19 protein-coding genes are annotated in these 18,394 nt (G+C 66.4%); 9 read left to right on the top strand and 10 right to left on the bottom strand.

The genetic code is table 11. The features are described 5' to 3' along the window. Positions 1 to 9 precede the first annotated feature (9 nt). On the bottom strand, positions 10 to 465 hold the full coding sequence (locus tag ACNJYA_RS22045) for a cupin domain-containing protein (RefSeq protein ID WP_212257494.1): 456 nt from the start codon (positions 463 to 465) through the stop codon (positions 10 to 12). A gap of 88 nt (positions 466 to 553) precedes the next feature. Here ACNJYA_RS22045 and ACNJYA_RS22040 point away from each other — a divergent pair, with 88 nt between their 5' ends. From ACNJYA_RS22040 to ACNJYA_RS22030, 3 genes are all read left to right on the top strand, one after another. After that, positions 554 to 841, top strand: coding sequence for a hypothetical protein (locus ACNJYA_RS22040; protein WP_172786391.1), 288 nt, complete (start codon positions 554 to 556; stop codon positions 839 to 841). A 77-nt stretch (positions 842 to 918) separates the two neighbouring features. Continuing rightward, positions 919 to 1,269 (top strand): PIN domain-containing protein, encoded by a 351-nt coding sequence (locus ACNJYA_RS22035; RefSeq protein WP_439400743.1) that lies wholly within the window; start codon positions 919 to 921, stop codon positions 1,267 to 1,269. Between the two features lie 279 nt (positions 1,270 to 1,548). Then, a complete protein-coding gene (locus ACNJYA_RS22030; protein WP_172786393.1) occupies positions 1,549 to 2,772 on the top strand; it encodes an MFS transporter in 1,224 nt (407 codons plus the stop codon). 21 nt (positions 2,773 to 2,793) lie between these two features. On the opposite strand, the gene ACNJYA_RS22025 is transcribed toward ACNJYA_RS22030, so the two are convergent. From ACNJYA_RS22025 to ACNJYA_RS22010, 4 genes are all read right to left on the bottom strand, one after another. Beyond that, positions 2,794 to 3,180, bottom strand: a complete 387-nt coding sequence (locus tag ACNJYA_RS22025; RefSeq protein ID WP_439400742.1) for an ester cyclase — start codon at positions 3,178 to 3,180, stop codon at positions 2,794 to 2,796. Positions 3,181 to 3,232: 52 nt separating this feature from the next. Further along, positions 3,233 to 4,105: a bifunctional helix-turn-helix transcriptional regulator/GNAT family N-acetyltransferase gene (locus ACNJYA_RS22020; protein ID WP_439400741.1), complete on the bottom strand. Its 873-nt coding sequence runs from the start codon at positions 4,103 to 4,105 to the stop codon at positions 3,233 to 3,235. A gap of 54 nt (positions 4,106 to 4,159) precedes the next feature. Next, positions 4,160 to 4,573 (bottom strand): cupin domain-containing protein, encoded by a 414-nt coding sequence (locus ACNJYA_RS22015; RefSeq protein WP_439400740.1) that lies wholly within the window; start codon positions 4,571 to 4,573, stop codon positions 4,160 to 4,162. Positions 4,574 to 4,650: 77 nt separating this feature from the next. Further along, the gene (locus ACNJYA_RS22010) at positions 4,651 to 5,052 is read right to left on the bottom strand and encodes an Ohr family peroxiredoxin (RefSeq protein WP_439400739.1); all 402 of its coding nucleotides are present in this window, start codon (positions 5,050 to 5,052) and stop codon (positions 4,651 to 4,653) included. Between the two features lie 148 nt (positions 5,053 to 5,200). Here ACNJYA_RS22010 and ACNJYA_RS22005 point away from each other — a divergent pair, with 148 nt between their 5' ends. Further along, positions 5,201 to 5,659: a MarR family winged helix-turn-helix transcriptional regulator gene (locus ACNJYA_RS22005; RefSeq protein WP_212257500.1), complete on the top strand. Its 459-nt coding sequence runs from the start codon at positions 5,201 to 5,203 to the stop codon at positions 5,657 to 5,659. Between the two features lie 80 nt (positions 5,660 to 5,739). Further along, on the top strand, positions 5,740 to 6,483 hold the full coding sequence (locus ACNJYA_RS22000) for a 2-keto-4-pentenoate hydratase (protein ID WP_439400738.1): 744 nt from the start codon (positions 5,740 to 5,742) through the stop codon (positions 6,481 to 6,483). Positions 6,484 to 6,536: 53 nt separating this feature from the next. Here the strand turns inward: ACNJYA_RS22000 and ACNJYA_RS21995 are convergent, their stop codons facing one another. The 5 genes from ACNJYA_RS21995 to ACNJYA_RS21975 are packed head-to-tail and all read right to left on the bottom strand — an operon-like array spanning position 6,537 to position 13,841. Continuing rightward, complete coding sequence (locus tag ACNJYA_RS21995) at positions 6,537 to 7,718, bottom strand: VWA domain-containing protein (protein WP_439400737.1); 1,182 nt, start codon at positions 7,716 to 7,718, stop codon at positions 6,537 to 6,539. Continuing rightward, entirely contained in the window at positions 7,715 to 9,940 is a 2,226-nt protein-coding gene (locus tag ACNJYA_RS21990; RefSeq protein ID WP_439400736.1) for a DUF5682 family protein, read from the bottom strand. Before ACNJYA_RS21990 ends, ACNJYA_RS21995 begins: the two co-directional genes overlap by 4 nt. A gap of 16 nt (positions 9,941 to 9,956) precedes the next feature. Beyond that, positions 9,957 to 11,033 (bottom strand): ATP-binding protein, encoded by a 1,077-nt coding sequence (locus tag ACNJYA_RS21985; RefSeq protein ID WP_172786400.1) that lies wholly within the window; start codon positions 11,031 to 11,033, stop codon positions 9,957 to 9,959. After that, positions 11,030 to 12,460 carry a DUF5691 domain-containing protein gene (locus ACNJYA_RS21980; protein ID WP_439400735.1) on the bottom strand — a complete coding sequence of 477 codons (1,431 nt, stop codon included), beginning with the start codon at positions 12,458 to 12,460 and terminating at the stop codon, positions 11,030 to 11,032. Before ACNJYA_RS21980 ends, ACNJYA_RS21985 begins: the two co-directional genes overlap by 4 nt. Further along, positions 12,453 to 13,841: an SWIM zinc finger family protein gene (locus ACNJYA_RS21975; RefSeq protein WP_439400734.1), complete on the bottom strand. Its 1,389-nt coding sequence runs from the start codon at positions 13,839 to 13,841 to the stop codon at positions 12,453 to 12,455. Before ACNJYA_RS21975 ends, ACNJYA_RS21980 begins: the two co-directional genes overlap by 8 nt. Before the next feature lie 347 nt (positions 13,842 to 14,188). Between ACNJYA_RS21975 and ACNJYA_RS21970 the strand changes: the two genes are divergently transcribed. The 4 genes from ACNJYA_RS21970 (at position 14,189) to ACNJYA_RS21955 (ending at position 18,357) form a co-directional block, all read left to right on the top strand. Next, entirely contained in the window at positions 14,189 to 15,853 is a 1,665-nt protein-coding gene (locus tag ACNJYA_RS21970) for an acetolactate synthase large subunit (protein WP_439400733.1), read from the top strand. Positions 15,854 to 16,058: 205 nt separating this feature from the next. After that, positions 16,059 to 16,406, top strand: a complete 348-nt coding sequence (locus ACNJYA_RS21965) for a Lin0512 family protein (RefSeq protein ID WP_439400732.1) — start codon at positions 16,059 to 16,061, stop codon at positions 16,404 to 16,406. A 4-nt stretch (positions 16,407 to 16,410) separates the two neighbouring features. Continuing rightward, positions 16,411 to 17,103, top strand: coding sequence for a GNAT family N-acetyltransferase (locus tag ACNJYA_RS21960; RefSeq protein ID WP_271508361.1), 693 nt, complete (start codon positions 16,411 to 16,413; stop codon positions 17,101 to 17,103). 69 nt (positions 17,104 to 17,172) lie between these two features. After that, a complete protein-coding gene (locus ACNJYA_RS21955; RefSeq protein WP_439400731.1) occupies positions 17,173 to 18,357 on the top strand; it encodes a serine hydrolase domain-containing protein in 1,185 nt (394 codons plus the stop codon). The last annotated feature ends 37 nt before the right edge of the window (positions 18,358 to 18,394 follow it).

The raw sequence follows: 18,394 nt of genomic DNA, 5'->3' as shown, positions 1-18,394 counted from the left end.
CCATCTCACTTACGGATAAGGCGTGCCGTCCTTGTGCAGGAAGCGGCCGTCGGATGCCGGGCTCATCATGTCGATGTCGGAGCAGGTGATGAGGTCGGCTTGCGAGCGCGAACCGACCTCGAGATAGACCGCCGTCACGTTCGATCTGTTGATCATGTGATGGCCGTTGCCGCTGGCCTTGGGGAAGGCGGCGCAATCGCCGGCGCGCAGCACGGTTTCGCCGCCATCCTCGATCAGCGTCACTTCGCCTTCGAGAATGTAGACGAACTCGTCCTCGTGCGAATGCCAATGCCGCTGGCTCGACCAGCCGCCCGGCGGCAGACGCATCAGGTTGACGCCGAAATCCGACAGGCCGCCGGCATCGCCGAGCCGTTTGCGAATGCGCTCGGCGCAAGGCGCGTTGAAGGGCGCCGGATAGCCGGAGCCCTTGCGGGCCGGCACTTTGGCGACGTCGATCTTTGGCATGAGGGGACTCCAATCGTCGGTTACCGAGGTCGGCGCATTCGCGAGCATCTTGCGATGTGTTACATAAGGGCGTATGTAAGTCAGCATCATGGCCCATATCAGCATCCGCGATCTACAGAAGATTTCAGGTGAAGCCATTGGTGCATTGCCCGGCCCGACGGCAGTGAAATCGGGGGAGCGAACGGTCGGGCTGCTCATACCGCTCAAGGCGACCGATCCGGAGCGCTTGGCTGCCGTGCTGGCGCGCGCGGAGCGGCTGGCCAAAGGGCGCGACGCGGCGGCGGACGATGCCGCGCTGGCCGAGTTCGGCGAGGTCGATCCGGTCGATTGGTCGATTGCTGCGGTGAAAGCCCTGACGCGCAAGCGGAAGACGTGAGACCACCGTCGGCAACAATCGTCATCGATGCGGCCATTCTGGTCGCCGCTGTTCGCGGTCGAAGTTCCGGGGCGCTTTTGGCCGCCGCGGAGAAGGTGGTCTTCGTGACGACGGACCGTGTCGTCCAGGAGGCACGCCGGCGCATCGCGCTCGGCATGCAGCGCCCCGAACTGCTCGATGTGCTCGATGAGCTCGCCGAGCTGTTGACGATCGTTCCCGTTGCGTCGCTGGAGCCGATCATCGCCCGGTGCGAGGAGACCCTTCGCGATGCCGTGCCGAGCCGCAATGGATCGGTGCGCGATGCCCACGTGCTCGCGCTCGCGTGGAGCGTCGATGGCGATGTTTGGACCACCGATCGCGACTTCGCAGGAATCGGCGTGGCAACGTGGTCGACGCCCAATCTCGTGCGTGGTCTTGGCGAGATCTGAGCATTGAACCGCACAGGATGGTGGCCCAGCGATGCTCTCGAATGGGGGGATGATGCCGTTATGCCGGTGTTTTGCCCGACGGGTCAACCCGCGCCTCGATCTTGCAAATGGCCGTCCTCGTAAGTCATTGATCCCGCTGGCGCCGGCTACTGTGCATGGGGTTGTTTTTCGAGTTTTGTTGGCAGGTCACGAAAGCGTGCGGCAAATGCGACGTCGCCCTGTCGGCCGGCGCAGTTCCCATTCGTCTTCCACGCGAGACAGAGCTGACGGGAGACTGAAATGACTGCTTCCAACTATCGCTGGGTGATCGTCGCCGCCGGCGGCGTGCTTGGCTGCGTTGCGATCGGCGGCATGTTTTCGCTGCCGGTGTTCCTGCAGCCGATCACCAAGGACACCGGCTGGTCGGTGACCGGCATCTCCAGCGCGATGACGATCGGCTTTCTGGCGATGGCCTTCACCAGCATGGCCTGGGGCACGCTGACGGACCGGTTCGGGCCGCTGCCGGTGGTGCTGACCGGATCGACCGTGCTGGCGCTCAGCCTGTTCGCGGCGAGCCTCGCCACCTCGCTGATCGTGTTCCAGATCGTGTTCGGCCTGTTGGTCGGCGCCGCCTGCGCGGCGATCTTCGCGCCGATGATGGCGACCGTCACCGGCTGGTTCGATACCAATCGCGGCCTTGCGGTGTCGCTGGTCTCGGCCGGCATGGGCATGGCGCCGATGACGATGTCGCCGCTGGCGGCCTGGCTCGTCTCCGGCCACGACTGGCGCACCTCGATGCAGATCATTGCGCTCGTGGTCGGCGCCATCATGATCCCGGTCTCGTTCCTGGTGCGCCGTCCGCCGGCGCTCGCGCAAGGCCCGGCGGCGCCCGTCGGCGAAGCCGCCGCCGGACAAAACGAGATGTCGATGGGTGAGGCGCTGCGTTCGCCGCAATTCCTGATCCTGCTCGCCACCAACTTCTTCTGCTGCGCGACGCATTCCGGCCCGATCATCCACACCGTCAGCTATGCCGTGAGCTGCGGCATCCCGCTGGTCGCGGCGGTGACGATCTACAGCATCGAGGGGTTTGCCGGCCTCGGCGGGCGCATCGCCTTCGGCCTGATGGGCGACCGCTTCGGCGCCAAGCGCGTGCTGGTCTCGGGCCTGCTGCTGCAGGCCTTCGGTGCGCTCGCCTATGTCTTCGCGCAACAGCTCACGACGTTCTATGCGGTCGGCGCCATCTTCGGCTTCATCTATGCCGGCACCATGCCGCTCTACGCCGTGCTCATCCGCGAGAACTTCCCGCTCAAGATGATGGGCACGGTGATCGGGGGCACGGCGATGGCCGGCAGCCTCGGCATGGCGACCGGCCCGCTCGCCGGTGGCCTGATCTACGATGCCTTCTCCAGCTATGCCTGGCTCTACATCGCCTCCTGGGCGATGGGCCTAGGGGCCTTCCTGATGGCGATGACGTTCCGCCCGTTCGCAAAGCCGCAAGGCGAGGTGGCGCCGGCGGCGGCATGAATTCGCGATCGAGGCGCGGCGTCAGAGCTGCGCCTCGATCGCGGCCTTGTCGATGACCGACCAGACCCGCCGGATCTTTCCGTCGCGAAATTCGTAGAACACGTTTTCGCAGAACGACACGCGCCGCCCGTTGACGGCAAGACCGAGGAATGTCCCGACTGGTGTGCAGTCAAACTTCAATCGGGCGGCGATGCGGGGAGGATCGGAGATCAGCATCTCGATGTGGAACTGCAGGTCGGGTATCTGCCGAACATCCCGTTCCAGCATCGCGCGATAGCCCTCAAGCCCAAGGGGCCGCGCGTTGTGAGCGACCTCATCATGCACGAATTGTCCGAGTGCCGGCCAATCCCGCCGATTGAGGCAGGTGATGTAGGCGCGGTAGATGTCGGCGAGGTCGTCTCTCGTCATATCGAAGCTCCCACTTCGACCTAACGCGCGAGGATCGCGAACCGGTCCGGTATCAGAGCCGTTTCTCGAAGAACAGGTCCGGGTAAGGATCGTCATTGAAGCGGGGAATCTCGCGCCAGCCGCTGGTGCGGTAGAGCTGGGCGGCCTCGGGCAGCGCGCTGTTGGTGTCGAGCCGCAGCAGCGTGATGGCGAGCTCGCGTGCTGCGGCCTCGGTCGCGTCCATCAGGCGCCGGCCGAGCCGCAGCCCGCGCGCGGCCGGGGCGACCCAGAGCCGCTTGATCTCGGCGTAGCCGTGATCGGTTCCCTTCAAGCCCACGCAGCCGATCGGCAGCGTGTCCGACATCGCGACGATGAAGGTGCCGCGCGGTCGGCGCATGTCCTTGGCGTCGGGATCGCGCGACAGCGAGACGTCAAAGCCTTGTTTGAAGCGGCGGCCGAGTTCGGCATAGTACTCGCCGAGGCAATAGCGTGCCGGTTCGGACCGAGGGTCGATCTCATCCAGCGAAACGCGCTCTCGCGTCAATGCGGATGCGATCAGGTCCATCGCCGCGAGCAAGGCCTCGGCTTGCGAATTCTGAGCGAGGAAGCCTTCGGCCTGCGCGTTCGAGAGCGCCTCGTAGGCTGCGAACTCGCGCCGGCCCGTGCGCGTCAGCCGCGCCACGCGGCGGCGGGCGTCGTCCGCATGCGCGGTGGTCTCGACCAATCCTTCGTCCTCGAGGCTGCGGAGCAGCCGGCTCATCAGCCCGGAATCGAGCCCGAGATAGTCGCGGATCTCGGCGACGTCCGAACGCCCGTGCCCGATCGCATTGAGCACGCGCGCCGCGCCGAGCGGCCGACCGCGCCCGAGAAACGACGTATCGAGTGCTCCGACGGCCGAGGTGACGGCGCGGTTGAAGCGGCGAACGCGGGAGACGGGGTCGAGCATGATGTCTGACTTTAGTCAGATATCATGCGCAGGTCAATCGGGGGAGCGCCGGCGTCACTTCGCCGGCGTCAGCAGCGGCCTGTCCTTGGCGACGATATAGGTGGCAAGTTCGCTGGCGGTCTCACCGCCGACGTTCTTCGCCGCATGCACCGTGCCGGCAGGGATGAACAGCACGTCGCCGGCTCTCAGCGTGACCGGCGGCTTGCCCTCGACGTCGTATTCGATGGCGCCCGCAAGCACGTAGATGATCTCTTCGCCCGGATGGGTGTGCCGGCCGAACGCCACGCCCGGAGCAAGGTCGACGCGTACTTGCACGGCCTCGCGCCCGGGCGTGCTGAGATCGTGGCGCTGGAGGTCGGTGCGCGTCACGCCGGCCTGCGCCGCCGCGGCTGGCAGTGTGAACAGGTTTGCCGCGAGCAGCACCGCGCTCGTGAGCACGCGGAGGGTTCGCAGATGACGATGGCTCATGGTCGGCTCCTTGTGGTCACGAGATTGTCCGCGCCGCGCGGGCCCGGCCGATGCCGGCCGGTCCGCGTCGTGGCGCTTCAGACGAGGGTGGTGGTCACCTCGATGTTGCCGTGCACCGCCTTGGAGTAGGGGCAGATGCCGTGTGCGGCCTCGATCAGTTCCTGCGCCACCGCGCGATCGACGCCGGGAACGCTGACGTCGAGACGGGCACGCAGGAAGAAGGCGTCGCCGGCGTTGTTCAGGTCGATCGCGGTGTCGACCGACGGCTCGCTCGGCAGCTTGACCTTGCGCTGGGCAGCGGCGAGCCCGAGCGCGCCGAGATAGCAGGCCGACCAGGCGGCGGCGAACAGGTTTTCGGCCGCCGGGTGCGGCTGGGCCAGCTTGACGTTCAGGAATCCGTCACTGGAGTGCGCGGTGCCGTCGGCGCCCGAGGTGACGTGGGTCTTGCCGGTGAAGAGAGCCTTTGCAGCGGAGGTCATGGTCGTATCCTTCGGTTGAATTATTAATCGTATCCGATCTAATCGGATGCGCATGGAAATATACTCGCCGCACCCACCGGTCAAGCTCTTCCGATTTCATCGGATACGATTTATATTGGTCGGCAGATCACGAATTGCGGAGGTTCCCGTGGCCCGTTCCCCCAAATCAGCCGGCAAAGACCGGAAATTGTCGAATTTCCTCTGCTTTGCGATCTATTCGGCCAATCTCGCTTTCGGCCGGGCCTATAAGCCCCTGCTGGACAAGGTCGGCCTGACCTATACCCAGTACATCGCCCTGGTGGCGCTGTCGGACGAGGATGAGCAGACCGTCAGCACACTGGGCGAGAAGCTGTTCCTGGAATCCAACACACTGACTCCGATCCTGAAGAAGCTCGAGCAGATGGGGCTGATCAAGCGCCACCGCGATCCTGCCGACGAGCGGCAGGTGCGCCTGAGCCTGACGCCCGCGGGGCGCAAGCTGATCGAGCAGGATCTCGGCGGGGCGCTGATTGAGGCGACAGGTCTTGGCGACGATTTTCCGGTGGTGCAGAAGACGGTGAGCAGATTGCGCGACAATCTGCTGCGTGCGACCAAGGCCGATGACTAGCACATCGAGACAGGACAGATCGGGAGTCCCCGCCGCGGCACGCCCGTCGCCGAGGCCGGGCCCCATTACGGGAGGACATCGTGAGCAACGCGAGTGAAGCGGCGGACCGGTTGATCGCAGCCCGAAGCAAAGGCGGATCGGTCGGCTGGCGTGACATCCTTCCTTCGGATCGTGCGGGCGCCTACGCCATCCAGGATGCCACGCTTGCCCGGCTCGGTCCGCTCGGCGGCTGGAAGGTCGGGGCGTCGGGCCCGGATGCCGAGCCCGTCTGCGCGCCGCTGCCGGCATCCGGCCTGCTTGCCTCCGGCGCGCGGCTCGGTCCTGAATTCCGCCTGCGGGGTGTCGAGGTGGAGGTTGCGCTCCGGGTCGGGCGCGCGCTCACCGCTGAAGACGCCGCATTGCCCGATCGCGAGCTGGCACGCGCGCTCGACGCCGTCTATCCCGCCATCGAGGTGGTCGAGACGCGCCTCGAGGATTGGACGAACAGCGTGGCCCTGGCCCAGCTCGCGGATTTGCAGAGCCACGGCGCGTTGCTGATCGGAGCAGCCTCGACAGTCAGCCCTGCTGCCATCGATCTGAGGGCGGTCGAGGCGGATCTCTCGATCGGTGAAGACATTAGGCGTCGAACCACTGGCAGCAATCCGGCAGGAGACGTCTGGCGTCTGCTGCGCTGGCTCGTCCGTCATTGTGCGGACCGGGGTCTGCCTCTCTTGCCGGGCCAGATCGTCACGACCGGTTCGTGCACCGGCATGGTCTTCGCAGAAGCGGGGACCAGCGCCCGTGCACGCCTTGCGAGTTTCGGCGAAGTTACTGTCGATTTCTGAGCAACGAGGCTTGCTTCGCTTCGGCGAGCCGCGACGCGCTTTCCGCATCACGCTCAGCTTTGGGGGCGGATCAACTTGATGTCCTGATCGGCTGCCCACGCGGCGACGTCCTCGCGCTTCAGCGCGGTCGCCATCAGATCCGGAAACTGATCCGGCGTGCAGGCGAAGACGGGGATGCCGAGACTTGCGACCTTTGCCGACAACGCAGGATCATAGGAGGGATGCCCTGTGTCGGTCAGTGCCAGCAGCACGATCACATTGACTCCGCGCGTTGCGAGCCGCGCCAGCCGGTCGACCAGCTCATTTGCATTGCCGCCCTCATAGAGGTCGGTGATCAGGACCAGATGCGCTTTCGACGGCCGTTCGATGCGCTTCTCGCAATAGGCGACGGCGCGGTTGATGTCGGTGCCACCGCCTAGCTGGACGCCGAACAGCACCTCGACGGGATCGGCGAGCTCCTCCGTCAGGTCGACGATCGCCGTGTCGAAACAGACGAGCTTGGTCGCGACCACCGGAAGGGAAGCCATCACCGCCGCGAAGATCGAGGCATAGACGACGGAGGTTGCCATCGACCCCGATTGGTCGACGCACAGGATGACCTCTTCGAGATCGACGATGCGGCGCTGCTGGCGCAGGAAACCGATCAGCCGTTCGGGCACGATCGTGCGATGCTCCGCCTGATAGTGGCGCAGATTGGCCTTGATGGTGCGCGGCCAGTCGATGTCGGCAAAACGCGGGCGGTTGGTGCGCAGCGAGCGGTTCAGGGCGCCGCGGATCGCATCAGCCGTGCGCCGCTCCAGCCGCTCCATCAGCTCGGCCACCACCTTGGCGATCACAGTGCGGGCGGTGTCCTTGGTCTTCTCAGGCATCACGCCGCGCAGCGCGACCAGATCGGCGATGAGGCTGACATCGGCCTCGACGGTCGCGAGGAATTCGGGCTCGACCAGCATCTGGCGCAGGCCCTTGCGCTCGAAGGCATCCTTTTGGATCACCTGGACCACCGGTGCGGGGAAGAACTCCCTGATGTCCCCGAGCCATTTTGCGACGCGCGGTGCCGAGCCGCCGAGCCCGCCGCGGCCTTTCTTCGGGGCTTCGTCGCCGTCGCCGTAGAGCGCCGTCAACGCCTCGGACATGCGGCGATCGCTGGCGGACAGAGCAGGGCCTTTCTCGGCGCCTTCGGGGTCGACGCCGAGGGCGAGCGTCCAGCGGCGGCTGCGTTCATCGGCCTCGCTCATCGCGCCGCTCCCGCCTTGACAAGTTCGAGTACGCGGACCTGATGCGCCGGCCAGATCTCGTTTGCGCCGGCGATCAGCCGATAGCCTTTGGCGGCACCAGTGCTTCGCGCGAAGAGCGCGTCCATCAGCCGCCGGCGCTCGGTTCGGTCCAGGCCCGAGAAGACGCGGCGGAACAAGGGCAGGCTGGCGGTGAAGGCCTCCTCGTCCAGCATCATCAACCAGGCATCGACCGCGCCCCGTAGCGCCGCATCGTGGATCAGCCGTTGGCCGGCGCCCTCGAAGAAGCCTTCGAAGAATCCCGCCGCTTCCGCGACCGGCGTTCCGGGCGAGAGCATTCGGGTCAGCAGGTCCGCGGCATGATCGGCTGTCAGCAGCTCGGCCTCGTAGAGCAGCCGCGCGGCGGTGCCGGCGATCAGGCGGGTCGCGTGATCGTCATTCATCAGTGCCCGCAGCGCATCGCGCCAGCCGGCCACGATGTCGGCCTCGATCTGGGCGAGCTGGATCGCGGCGTCGGCCGCAAGGAGCGCGCCGCGCAGCTTGGCTGCCGCCGGCGCATCGAGATTGCGCGCAGCATAGGGCAAGGCAAGTGCCGCCTGCACCACGATACGCGGCATCAGCGCCGTCAGATGCTCGACCGTGCCGGTGCGCGCCTCGCCATAGCGCAGGATATCGGCCATCGGGGGAAGTGCGGCAAGGAGCGACGGGCCGTCGCTCGTCAGCGCCGCCTTCGTCTCCAGCGCGGCGATGCCGAACTCGGTGGCGCGCGCCAGGTCGGCGATCATGGCATTGCGCACCAGGCTCGCCAGCGGGCCAAGCTCGGCTTCCTTGCCCATCGCTTCCATCAGGCGCCCGCCCGCGGCTTCCGCGATGGTCGAACCGTAGAGCAGATTTTCCACCAGCCTGACCGCGAATTCCGGCTCCCAGCGCAATTGCCAGTTCTCGCGGAACGTCCCGCGGCTGCGCCCCACATCCGTCAGCCGTCCCCAGGGCACGTCGAGCGCGTTCAGCCGGTGCAGCAGCGTGGAACGCATCAAGCCGCTTTCGCTGCGCAGATCGATTGTGAGCGCCCGCTCCAGCGCCTCCGGCTTGAGGCGCGTCGCTTTCTGCTGACGCTGGAGATCTTCGAGCAGCGGCGCGAGCGGTGTCGATGCTGGGATTGCACCGACGCCCGCGCCGATCAGGAGTTCGGCCGAAATGTCGTCCCACATGGCGCGCTCGCCGTTGCAGAGGCAGGCGATCGCCGCCTCGCGCAGCTCTGCAAAGCCCGGCGCGGGCCGGTCGCGCAGCGCCGCGAGTGCCGTTCCTAGCCGCTGCGCCTCGATCACCGAGGCGGTGGATACGAAATGGCCGCGATCGCGCAGCACGCGCGTCACCTTGGCAAGCCACTCGGCAGCGCGATCGCGGTCGCGCGTGTCCCAGACATGTGCGCACCATCCCGGCGCCACGACGCCCGCGCCATAGCCGCTGGCGCGCGCCAGCCGCGGCGCGGTCCATGGCGCCCAGGTCGCCTTGACCTTGGTCCTGGGCCGGCCCTTGAGCAATTCGCGATCCGCAGCAAGGCTGCGGCGCTCGGCTAGCGCCGGCACGTGCCAGGCGCCGCAGACGACCGCAACGGCGCCGTCGCATTCTTTGGCCGCCTTCGCGATCTCGATCCGCATATGGGCTTCGCGCGCGGCCTCGCGCGCCGACAGTGATTTTTCGTCCGCGCGTAGCGCGGTCATCGCATCGGCAACGGCCGTGAAGATCCGGCCCGTTGCGGGATTCTCCTCGATGACGTCGGACCACCAGGATTCGCCATCGTCATAGCCTGCGGCAGTTGCGAGCGCGCCGATCGGATCGTGGCTGACCGGGTCGGCCTCGGCCCTTGCTGCGATCTCCTCCGCGATATCGCCATCGCTGGCACCCAGCCGGTCCGATGCCGGCAGGTCGATGAAGCGCAAGGTCGCGCCGTGACGCACCGCCCAGCGTGCGGCCTGGTATTCCGGCGAATAATCGGCAAAGGGAAAGAAGCTGGCATTCGCCGGATTGTCCTCGGCATAGGTGAGGAGGGCCACCGGCGTTACCATGTCGGGATCGGCGAGCATCGGCAGCAGCTCGGATGCATCCGCCGGGCCTTCGATCAGCACCGCCACCGGTTTCAGCGCGTCGAGCGCTTCCACCAGCCGCCGCGCAGAGCCGGGGCCGTGATGCCGGATGCCGAAGAGAGAGACCTGGCCCGCCATCGCTCGCGCCGCTCCGTCAGATCAAGTCGGTCAGCGACGCGTAATAGCCTTCGAAGCCGCGTCGCTTCTTCAGCACGGTCTCGAGATATTCGCCGAGCACGGCCGTGTCCTGCACCGGGTCCTTGACCACCGCGCCGATCATGTTGCTGGCGAGCGTTTCGGGCGTCAGCTTGCCGTCATTGAAGAAGGTCGCCTGGCTGATCCCGCCGATCATCACCGCGATCGCCTCGGCCGTCGACAAGCCGCCCGAGGGCGACTTCAGCGCGACCTTGCCGTCCTCGGTCGAACCCGAGCGCAGCTCGCGGAAGATCGAGACCACCCGCGCCACCTCGTCGGCGACGTTCTTCGGCGCCGGCAGGTCGAGAGTCTGCGCCATCTCGCCGACGCGCTTGACGATGATCGCCACTTCCTCCTCGGCGCTGTCTGGCAAGGGCAGCACGACGACGTTGAAGCGGCGCTTGAGCGCCGAGGACAGTTCATTGACGCCCTTGTCGCGGTTGTTCGCGGTCGCGATGATGTTGAAGCCGCGCTGGGCGTACACGGCGGTGTTGAGCTCGGGGATTGGCATCATCTTTTCCGACAGCACGGTGATCAGCGTGTCCTGCACGTCGCTGCCCATTCGCGTCAGCTCTTCGAAACGGCAAAGCTTGCCGCTCTCCATCGCGCGCATCAGCGGAGTAGGCACCAGGGCTTCGCGGCGCGGACCGTGTGCGAGCAATTGAGCGTAGTTCCAGCCGTAGCGGATCTGGTTCTCGTCGGTGCCAGCCGTGCACTGGATCACCAGGGTGGAGTCGCCGGTGATGCCCGCGGCGAGGTGCTCGGAGACCCATGACTTCGCCGTGCCCGGTACGCCCAGCAGCAACAGCGCGCGATCGGTCGCGAGCGTCGCAACGGCGGTCTCGATCAGACGCCGGTCTCCGACATACTTGGGCGTGATCACAGTGCCATCAACCGCCTTGCCGCCCATCAGATAGGTTACGACCTGCCGCGGTGCGAGTGCCCAGCCCGGTGGGCGATGCTGATCGCCCGTCGCAAGCGCCTTCAGCTCCGCCGCATAGCTCTCCTCGGCGGGCAGGCGCAGTTTCTCGCTCATGGTTTTGCTCCCTTGTCGTCCAACGCGGCGTTGAGCCGCAGCATGTCGAGGCGCGGGTCGCCTTGCAGCAGGCCTGCACCGGCTAGACCATTCAGCGCGCCTCGCGCGCCCTCGCGTGAGGCAATCAGGCCGAGCGCATGAAATTCCTCAGCGTCGTCGGAGGGCCTCGCATCGTCCCGCTGGAGCGCCGCAAGCAGCGTCTTGCCCGCAGGTGCGGACAGTGGATCTCGGAGCCGCGCAGCCGTTCCCGCGATCAGTTGCGCCAGCTCGAAACGGATGCCGCGCGCGTTCAAGGCCGCCTCGGCGTGCCTTGCGCGCTCGGCGGGCGCAAGCCGGGCAGCCAGCGATATGATGAGGCCAGTCGCATCGTGTTCGCTGACGGCGTCGGCCGCTTGCGAGACTTGCGCATCGGCTCCCGTGGCCACGATCAGATCGACCAGCGCCGCATCGGCGGTCTGGTCTGTGTTCCAGTCCCAGGCCGCGATCAGCTCCTGCGGTGCAAGGCCCAGCGCGTCGGCGAACGATGTCAGGTCGGCGCCATCGAACAGCGCCTTTCGGCGCAGCGATTGTGCCGCCGTCTTGAGTGGCTCGGCCTGGACCACGCGCGAGCGGCGCAACAGGCCCTTGGTCTTTACCGCGAAGAATCCGGCGAGCTCCGCCGTGTCCTCGCCCGCAGCAGGGCCGCGGCCAAGGCGTGCGAGCAGCGAGGTCGCAAGCGCCTTGACCTTGGGGCCACGATCGTTCGCTGCGACGCCTTCGAGAAAGGCGAGATCCTCATCGGACAGCCGTTCCGACAGCAAAGACAACAGGCGCCAGCGCGTGTCGGCCGTCTCACCGGCAAGCTTTGCCTCCAGCACTGCGCGCGCCGCAGAGGGATCGCGCCTCCTGAGCTCGGCCAAGGCGACCTTGCGCGCTGCCGGCCAGAAATCGTCCCAATTCTCGGCGCTGAGTCGGTCGTCCGTCTGCCGCCGTGTGGCGCTATCGGACGCTGCAATCGCCGCCCAGTCGCGCCACCCGGCATAGAGATCGGGCGCATCGTCATCATCGGCTTGGGGCATCCAGTCGGCAGGATGCATCGTCCAGCCGCGCGCCGCGAGGAAGTGGACGAGGTCGGTCTTGACCTTGCCCTGCTTCTTCGTGGTCAGGATCCGGCGCACCAGCGGACGCAAGGTCTCGGGCACAGTCGGCAATGCAAGCGCGGGAATGTCGGGCAGAATGCGAAGCGATGAGGAGGGCTCCATCGTCAACGCGGTGCCGAGAAACTGACCCGAAAGTGCAAGCAGCCGCAACTCGGCCTCGACCGCATCGTCGCCGAGCTCGGCACGCCAGAACGAGGCTGCTGGCGCGGCTGGTGATCCCATGGTCCAGCGCGTGAGCACCGCACCCATCGCGTCGTAGATCGTCTCGGCCTTGATGACATCACTCATCACTGCCGATCCGTCCCCAGGAGGTCTGTGCGGCCAGGATCGTGAGCCGGTTGCCCGACCAGATCGCGGCTGTGCGCATCAGCTCTGTTCCGACCAGCAGGCCCTCCGTGTTGCCGGCGACGGGCAGCGTGGCGGTGCCGTCGGCGGCGCGCCACCAGGCACCCCCTGTCTCGTCGCGCGCGATCCGCCCCTGCGGCAGCAGCAGCGGCATTTCGATCACCCACGGCTCTGCGAGCAGGGGGCGTGTCAAGGCGTCGCCGAGCGCGGTGTCTGCAGCCGGCCATTCCAAGGCAGGTGTCTCTTCGCTCGCATCGCGCCGCACGAGCAGGGCGCGCAGCGGCTGCTGCGACGGATAGAAGACGAGCTCAGCCTGGAATCGGTCGCCGGGTGTGAAGACCGAGCCGCGTCGTCCGGCACTCGCCGGGAAGAAGTCGAGCAGTATCGCAAAGCGCGGACCGTTCGGAGCCAGATTGAGCAGCCAGGTCGTTTGCGACACCAATCCGTCGCGGCGCGTCTGCACCTGCTCGGCCAGGACCTCCCAGCGCGCATCGACCCGCAGCGCTTGCGGATCGCTCAGCACGGTCTCGCGCGTTTCCGATGCGGCGACGGCGCGCCTGATCTCGGCATCGCGCGGCGCGGCACGGAAGGCGCGCGCGAGCAGGACCAGCTTGCCGAGCTCGACCACGGCGGCACGTGGCCGGTCGCCTGCGGCAAGTGCGAGCAGGCGGGACGGCAGTTCGTCGATCCGGCCGGCGAGCACCGCGGCCTTGCCGTCGACCAGCCGTGCCGCGATCCGCCGGCATCGCGAGGTGGCATCGTCGATGAAGCCCGACAATCCCAGCCGCAATTGATCGCCGATCCATTGCTCGAGCGCATCCAGCGCGTCGAGAATGGCCCGCTCGGTCTCCTCGCTGCGTCTGGCGGCTTGGGCCTCGCGCCGCGCTATATCCTTTGGATCCTCGGCCACTTCGGGCTCGGCCGCGCGCGCGGCGCGCAAATCCTTGTCGCCGGCGGGCGGCGCATTGCTCCCGGGCTTTGCCGCGGACGTGCCGCGCCGGCGGCCCAGCCAATCGCTGACCCAGGCCGGTGTTTCCGCGGGCACGAACGGCACGATCGCTTCTGCATTCAGCCACAACAGGCCGAGCACGTGCTTGCAGGGGAATTTGCGCGAAGGGCAGGTGCACTTGTTGCCGAGATCGCGCAAGTCGGCCATCACGCGGTACGGATTGGCGCCGGAGCCCGCGCATTCGCCCCAGATCAGCGCGCCATCCTGGCTTGCGCCGACGCCGGACCATTTGGCGGGCTTGGCGAGGCCAGCCGCCGCCTTGAGCGAGGATTGATCGGTAGCGAGTTGCTCGACCGCTTTCAGATCAATCGCCACGCCGCTGTCCGAAATCGAATCCAGGAGCGGCAGTATATCGGTACAGGATGAAAGCTCAATGTCGCCGCGAGCGATCCAGGTGCTGCACGCGGGGATGGTCGTGTCGCTCCTCCGCCAAGTCGAGCTCAAGCTCATGGCAGACCTTCCGCGAGAGCTTTGCCGCGATCAGCGCATGCGCCTGCATGAGTTAGGTCGTGAGCTCGGCGTCCGGCAGGGTGCTGTTGCTCGCATGGCAACAGCGAAGTTGATGTGCTGCCGCTCTTTGTGAGTTGTGCCGGAGCCGCGGACCGCTACCATGCGCCGGCTCTACTGGAACTCGAGAGCCAAGCACAACGAGCGGAGGCGACATGAGCGGCCAGCAACGCAAAGCGAAGGGATCGGACCTGTTCGTCGCGGCACTGGAGAATGAAGGTGTCGACCGCATCTTCGGCATTCCCGGCGAAGAGAATCTCGATCTGGTCGAATCGCTGCGCGCCTCCAGGATCGAGCTGGTCCTGACCCGCCACGAGCAGGCCGCTGCCTTCATGGCCGCCACGCATGGGCGGCTGACCGGCAAGCCCGGCGTTTGTCTGTCGACGCTCGGCCCCGGTGCACTCAACCTGTCCACGGGCGCCGCCTATGCGCATCTCGGTGCCATGCCGATGATCCTGATCACCGGCCAGAAGCCGATCATGAGCAGCCGGCAGGCGCGCTTCCAGATCGTGGACGTGGTCGCGACCATGAAGCCGCTCACGAAACTGTCGCGGCAGATCGTCAGCGCCTCGAGCATCCCGACCGTGGTGCGCGATGCGTTCCGCGCGGCGATGGAGGAGCGTCCGGGTCCGGTGCATCTCGAGCTGCCCGAGGACATCGCCGGCGACGAGGTGCCCGATGTCCCGGTGATCCCCGTTCACCCGATTGAAATCCCGGTCGCCCATCGCGCCGCGCTCGACCGCGCCGCCGAGATGATCATGGCCGCAAGGCGCCCGCTGGTGATGATGGGCGCTGCGACCAGCCGGCCGCGGTCGACGCATGGCATCGCAAGCTTCGTGCGGCGGACCGGCATTCCGTTCTTCACCACGCAGATGGGGAAGGGGACCGTGCCCGGCGGCACCAATCTCTACATGGGCACTGCGGCGCTGTCGGAACGCGATTACGTTCACGACGCGATCGATGCCGCCGACTTGATTGTCGCGATCGGTCACGACCCGGTCGAGAAGCCGCCTTTCATCATGGGGCCTTCAGGGCCAAAGGTGATTCACGTCAGCTACACGCCGGCGAGCGTCGAGCAGGTCTATTTCCCCGATGCCGAGGTCGTCGGCGACGTCGGCCCGAGCCTGGAACTGCTGGCGGACCGGCTCGAAGGCAAGCTGCCGCAGGCCGCGGCGCTGCTCCCGCTGCGCGAAGAGATCCTGAAGCACATCGCCGACCGCGCCACCGAGGCGCGCTGGCCGTCGACGCCGCAGCGCATCGTGCACGACATCCGCCAGGTGATTCCCGAGAACGGCATCGTCGCGCTCGACAACGGCATGTACAAGATCTGGTTCGCGCGCAATTATCGCACCCGCGTCGCCAACACGCTGCTGCTCGACAATGCACTGGCGACCATGGGCGCCGGCCTGCCGTCGGCGATGATGGCCGCGATGCTCTATCCCGACCGCCGCGTGCTTGCGGTTGCCGGCGACGGCGGCTTCATGATGAACAGCCAGGAGATGGAGACGGCGGTCCGCCTCAAGCTCAACCTGGTCGTGCTGGTGCTGGAGGACAACGCCTACGGCATGATCCGCTGGAAGCAGGCGGTGGATCACTTTCCCGATTACGGCATGACTTTTGGCAATCCCGACTTCGTCCTCTATGCGAAGGCCTATGGCGCCAAGGGTCATCGCATCGAGACGATCGACAGCTTCGGCCCGACGCTCGACGCCGCCTTCAGGGAAGGCGGCGTGCATCTGGTCTCGATCCCGGTCGACTATTCGGAGAACGTGCGGGTGCTCGTCGACGAGCTGCGGGCGCATGAGAAGGCGAAGGGGTGATTGATGAGGACAAAACTGTTTCCACATCGTCATTGCGAGCGCAGCGAAGCAATCCAGACTGTCTCCGCGGAAAGATTCTGGATTGCTTCGCTGCGCTCGCAATGACGGGCGCTATCGGCGGTATCTCCAGCCAACTGAGATCCGCACTTGTACTGCGGATACCGATCCCCGACACTCAATCATTCACCAACCACAGGACTATGAAATGACCCGCATTCGTTGTGTCACCGAGATGGGCATGGGCGTCGACGTCCACGGCCGGGACGCCACCAAGGCGGCGAAGCGGGCGGTGTCGGACGCCATCAGGCATTCCAGCCTCGGCTTCTTCCGGATGATCGGCAAGACCGCGAACGACATGTTCGTGGACGTCACGATCGGGGTTCCAAATCCCGAAGCCGTCGACAAGGAGGCTGTCGCCAAGGAGCTGCCTTACGGCACGGTGACCGTGACCGCGGTCAAGGGCGGGCTGGAGATTCCATCGGCCACGGAAGTGGCCAACGACCCCATCCTCATTGCCAACGCCGCCGTCATCGTCAGCTTCGACGGGGACTAGACCGATGTCGGCGAGCAATGAGGCGCTGCTGGATCGCCCGATCTGGAGCGCGTTGACGACGAGCCACAAGCATCTGGCGGAGGGCGGCCCGCAGGCTCTGCGCTATCCCGTGGACATGACGCCGTTTGCCGATATGCCAGACATGTCCGCCGCAAGCTTTGCGGCGCTCGGCGAACTCATGTCGGGCTCGCAAGTCGCGGTGCTGTTCACGCCCGAGCCGGTCGAAATTCCCGCCGGCTTCAAGGTGCTGCTCGCCGAGACCGGCGAGCAGATGATCGGCTCGCCCGCCGACACGTCGCTGCGTGATGCGGAGATCGTCCGCCTGGGCGCGGCCGACGTTCCCGCCATGATGGCGCTGACCGAGCTGACCAAGCCCGGGCCGTTCGCGGCGCGGACACACGAGCTCGGCACCTTCCTCGGCATCCGCGCGCACGGCGAGCTGGTCGCCATGACCGGGGAGCGGATGAAGCCGGGCAATTTCACCGAGATGACGGCGGTCTGCGTGCATCCCGATCATCGCGGTCGCGGCTACGCGCAGGCATTGCTCGCCGCCGTCGCGCGCCAGATCGAGGCGCGCGGGGAAATTCCGTTCCTGCACGTGTTCTCGAACAATACGTCGGCCATTGCGCTGTACCAGCGGCAGGGCATGCGGATTCGGCGGCGCCTGCGCGTCACCGTGCTGATGAAGCAGGTTTGAGCTGCGCGGTGGGCTTCATATCCCGGCAAGTCGCGCTATATCGATTCCAACCACAATTGGGGGGAGCACATGGACGCCAGAACGCCTGATTTTTCCGCCGTACGGACGGCGATGCAACGCTACGTCGATCAGGAGATCATCCCGGGCGTATCCTGGGCCGTGCTGCGCGGCCGCGAGGTGGTCGATCAGCAATGCGTCGGTTTTGCCGACCGCGAGGCCAACACTGCGCTGCGGCCCGACCACATCTTCCGCGCGTTCTCCAACACCAAGATCTTCGTCACCTGCGCGATCATGCTGCTGGTGGAGCAAGGCCGCATCGGGCTCGATGACCCAGTCGAAAAATTCCTGCCGCAGCTCGGCAATCGCAAGGTGCTGAAGCAGGGCGCTTCGAGCCTCGCCGATGTCGAGCCGGCAAAGAGCCCGATCACGATCCGCCAGCTCCTGACCCACACCTCGGGTCTCAGCTACGGCATCTTCGATCCCGGCACGGTGCTGTTCAAAGGCTACAACGAGGCGCGGGTGCTCAATCCGCTGACGCCGCTCAGCGACATGATCGACAAGCTCGCCGACCTGCCGCTGTCTTATCACCCCGGCACGGCCTGGGAATATTCGGTGGCGACCGACGTGCTCGGCCGGATCGTCGAGGTTGTCTCCGGCCAGCCGCTCGATGCCTTCCTGAAGGCCCGCATCTTCGATTCCCTCGGCATGACCGACACGGGCTTTTATGTCCCCGAGGCCCGGCGGGGCAGGCTGGTCGCGCTCTACAACGGCGCCGATGTGCTCGATCCCATGAAGCCCGGCCTGACGCGCGCGGACAATCTGCCGTTTCCGCAAGCCTATCGACGGCCGTTCCCGCGGCTCTCGGGCGGCGGTGGTCTGGTCTCGACCCTGCCGGACATGCTCGCGCTGGTCCGAGCATTGTTGCCCGGGTCTGACGCGCTGCTCAAGCCGGGGACGCTGCGGCAGATGATGACCAACCAGCTTCCGGCAGGGCAAACCATCCGCTTCGCCAATCTCGGCCCGATCCCCGGCAAGGGCTTCGGCCTCGGCGGCGCCGTCACCTTCGCGCCGACGCCGTTCGATCCGCCGAGCTCGACCGGCGAATTTCAATGGGGCGGCTTGGCCGGCACCCATTGGTGGATCTGCCCGGAGGCCAATACGGCCGGCGTGCTGATGGCCCAGCGCTACATGGGCTTCTGGAATCCGTTCTTCTTCGAATTCAAGCGCCTGGCCTATCAGGCTGTCGGAAGCTGATCGCAAAGAATCTTCCGTCAGCGCGAATCCTTTTTGG

Source organism: Bradyrhizobium sp. BLXBL-01, assembly GCF_051853025.1.
In the GTDB taxonomy this organism is placed as follows: Bacteria; Pseudomonadota; Alphaproteobacteria; order Rhizobiales; family Xanthobacteraceae; genus Bradyrhizobium.
The sequence above is the reverse complement of the archived record's forward strand: the minus strand, read 5'-3'. Positions and strand labels throughout refer to the sequence as shown.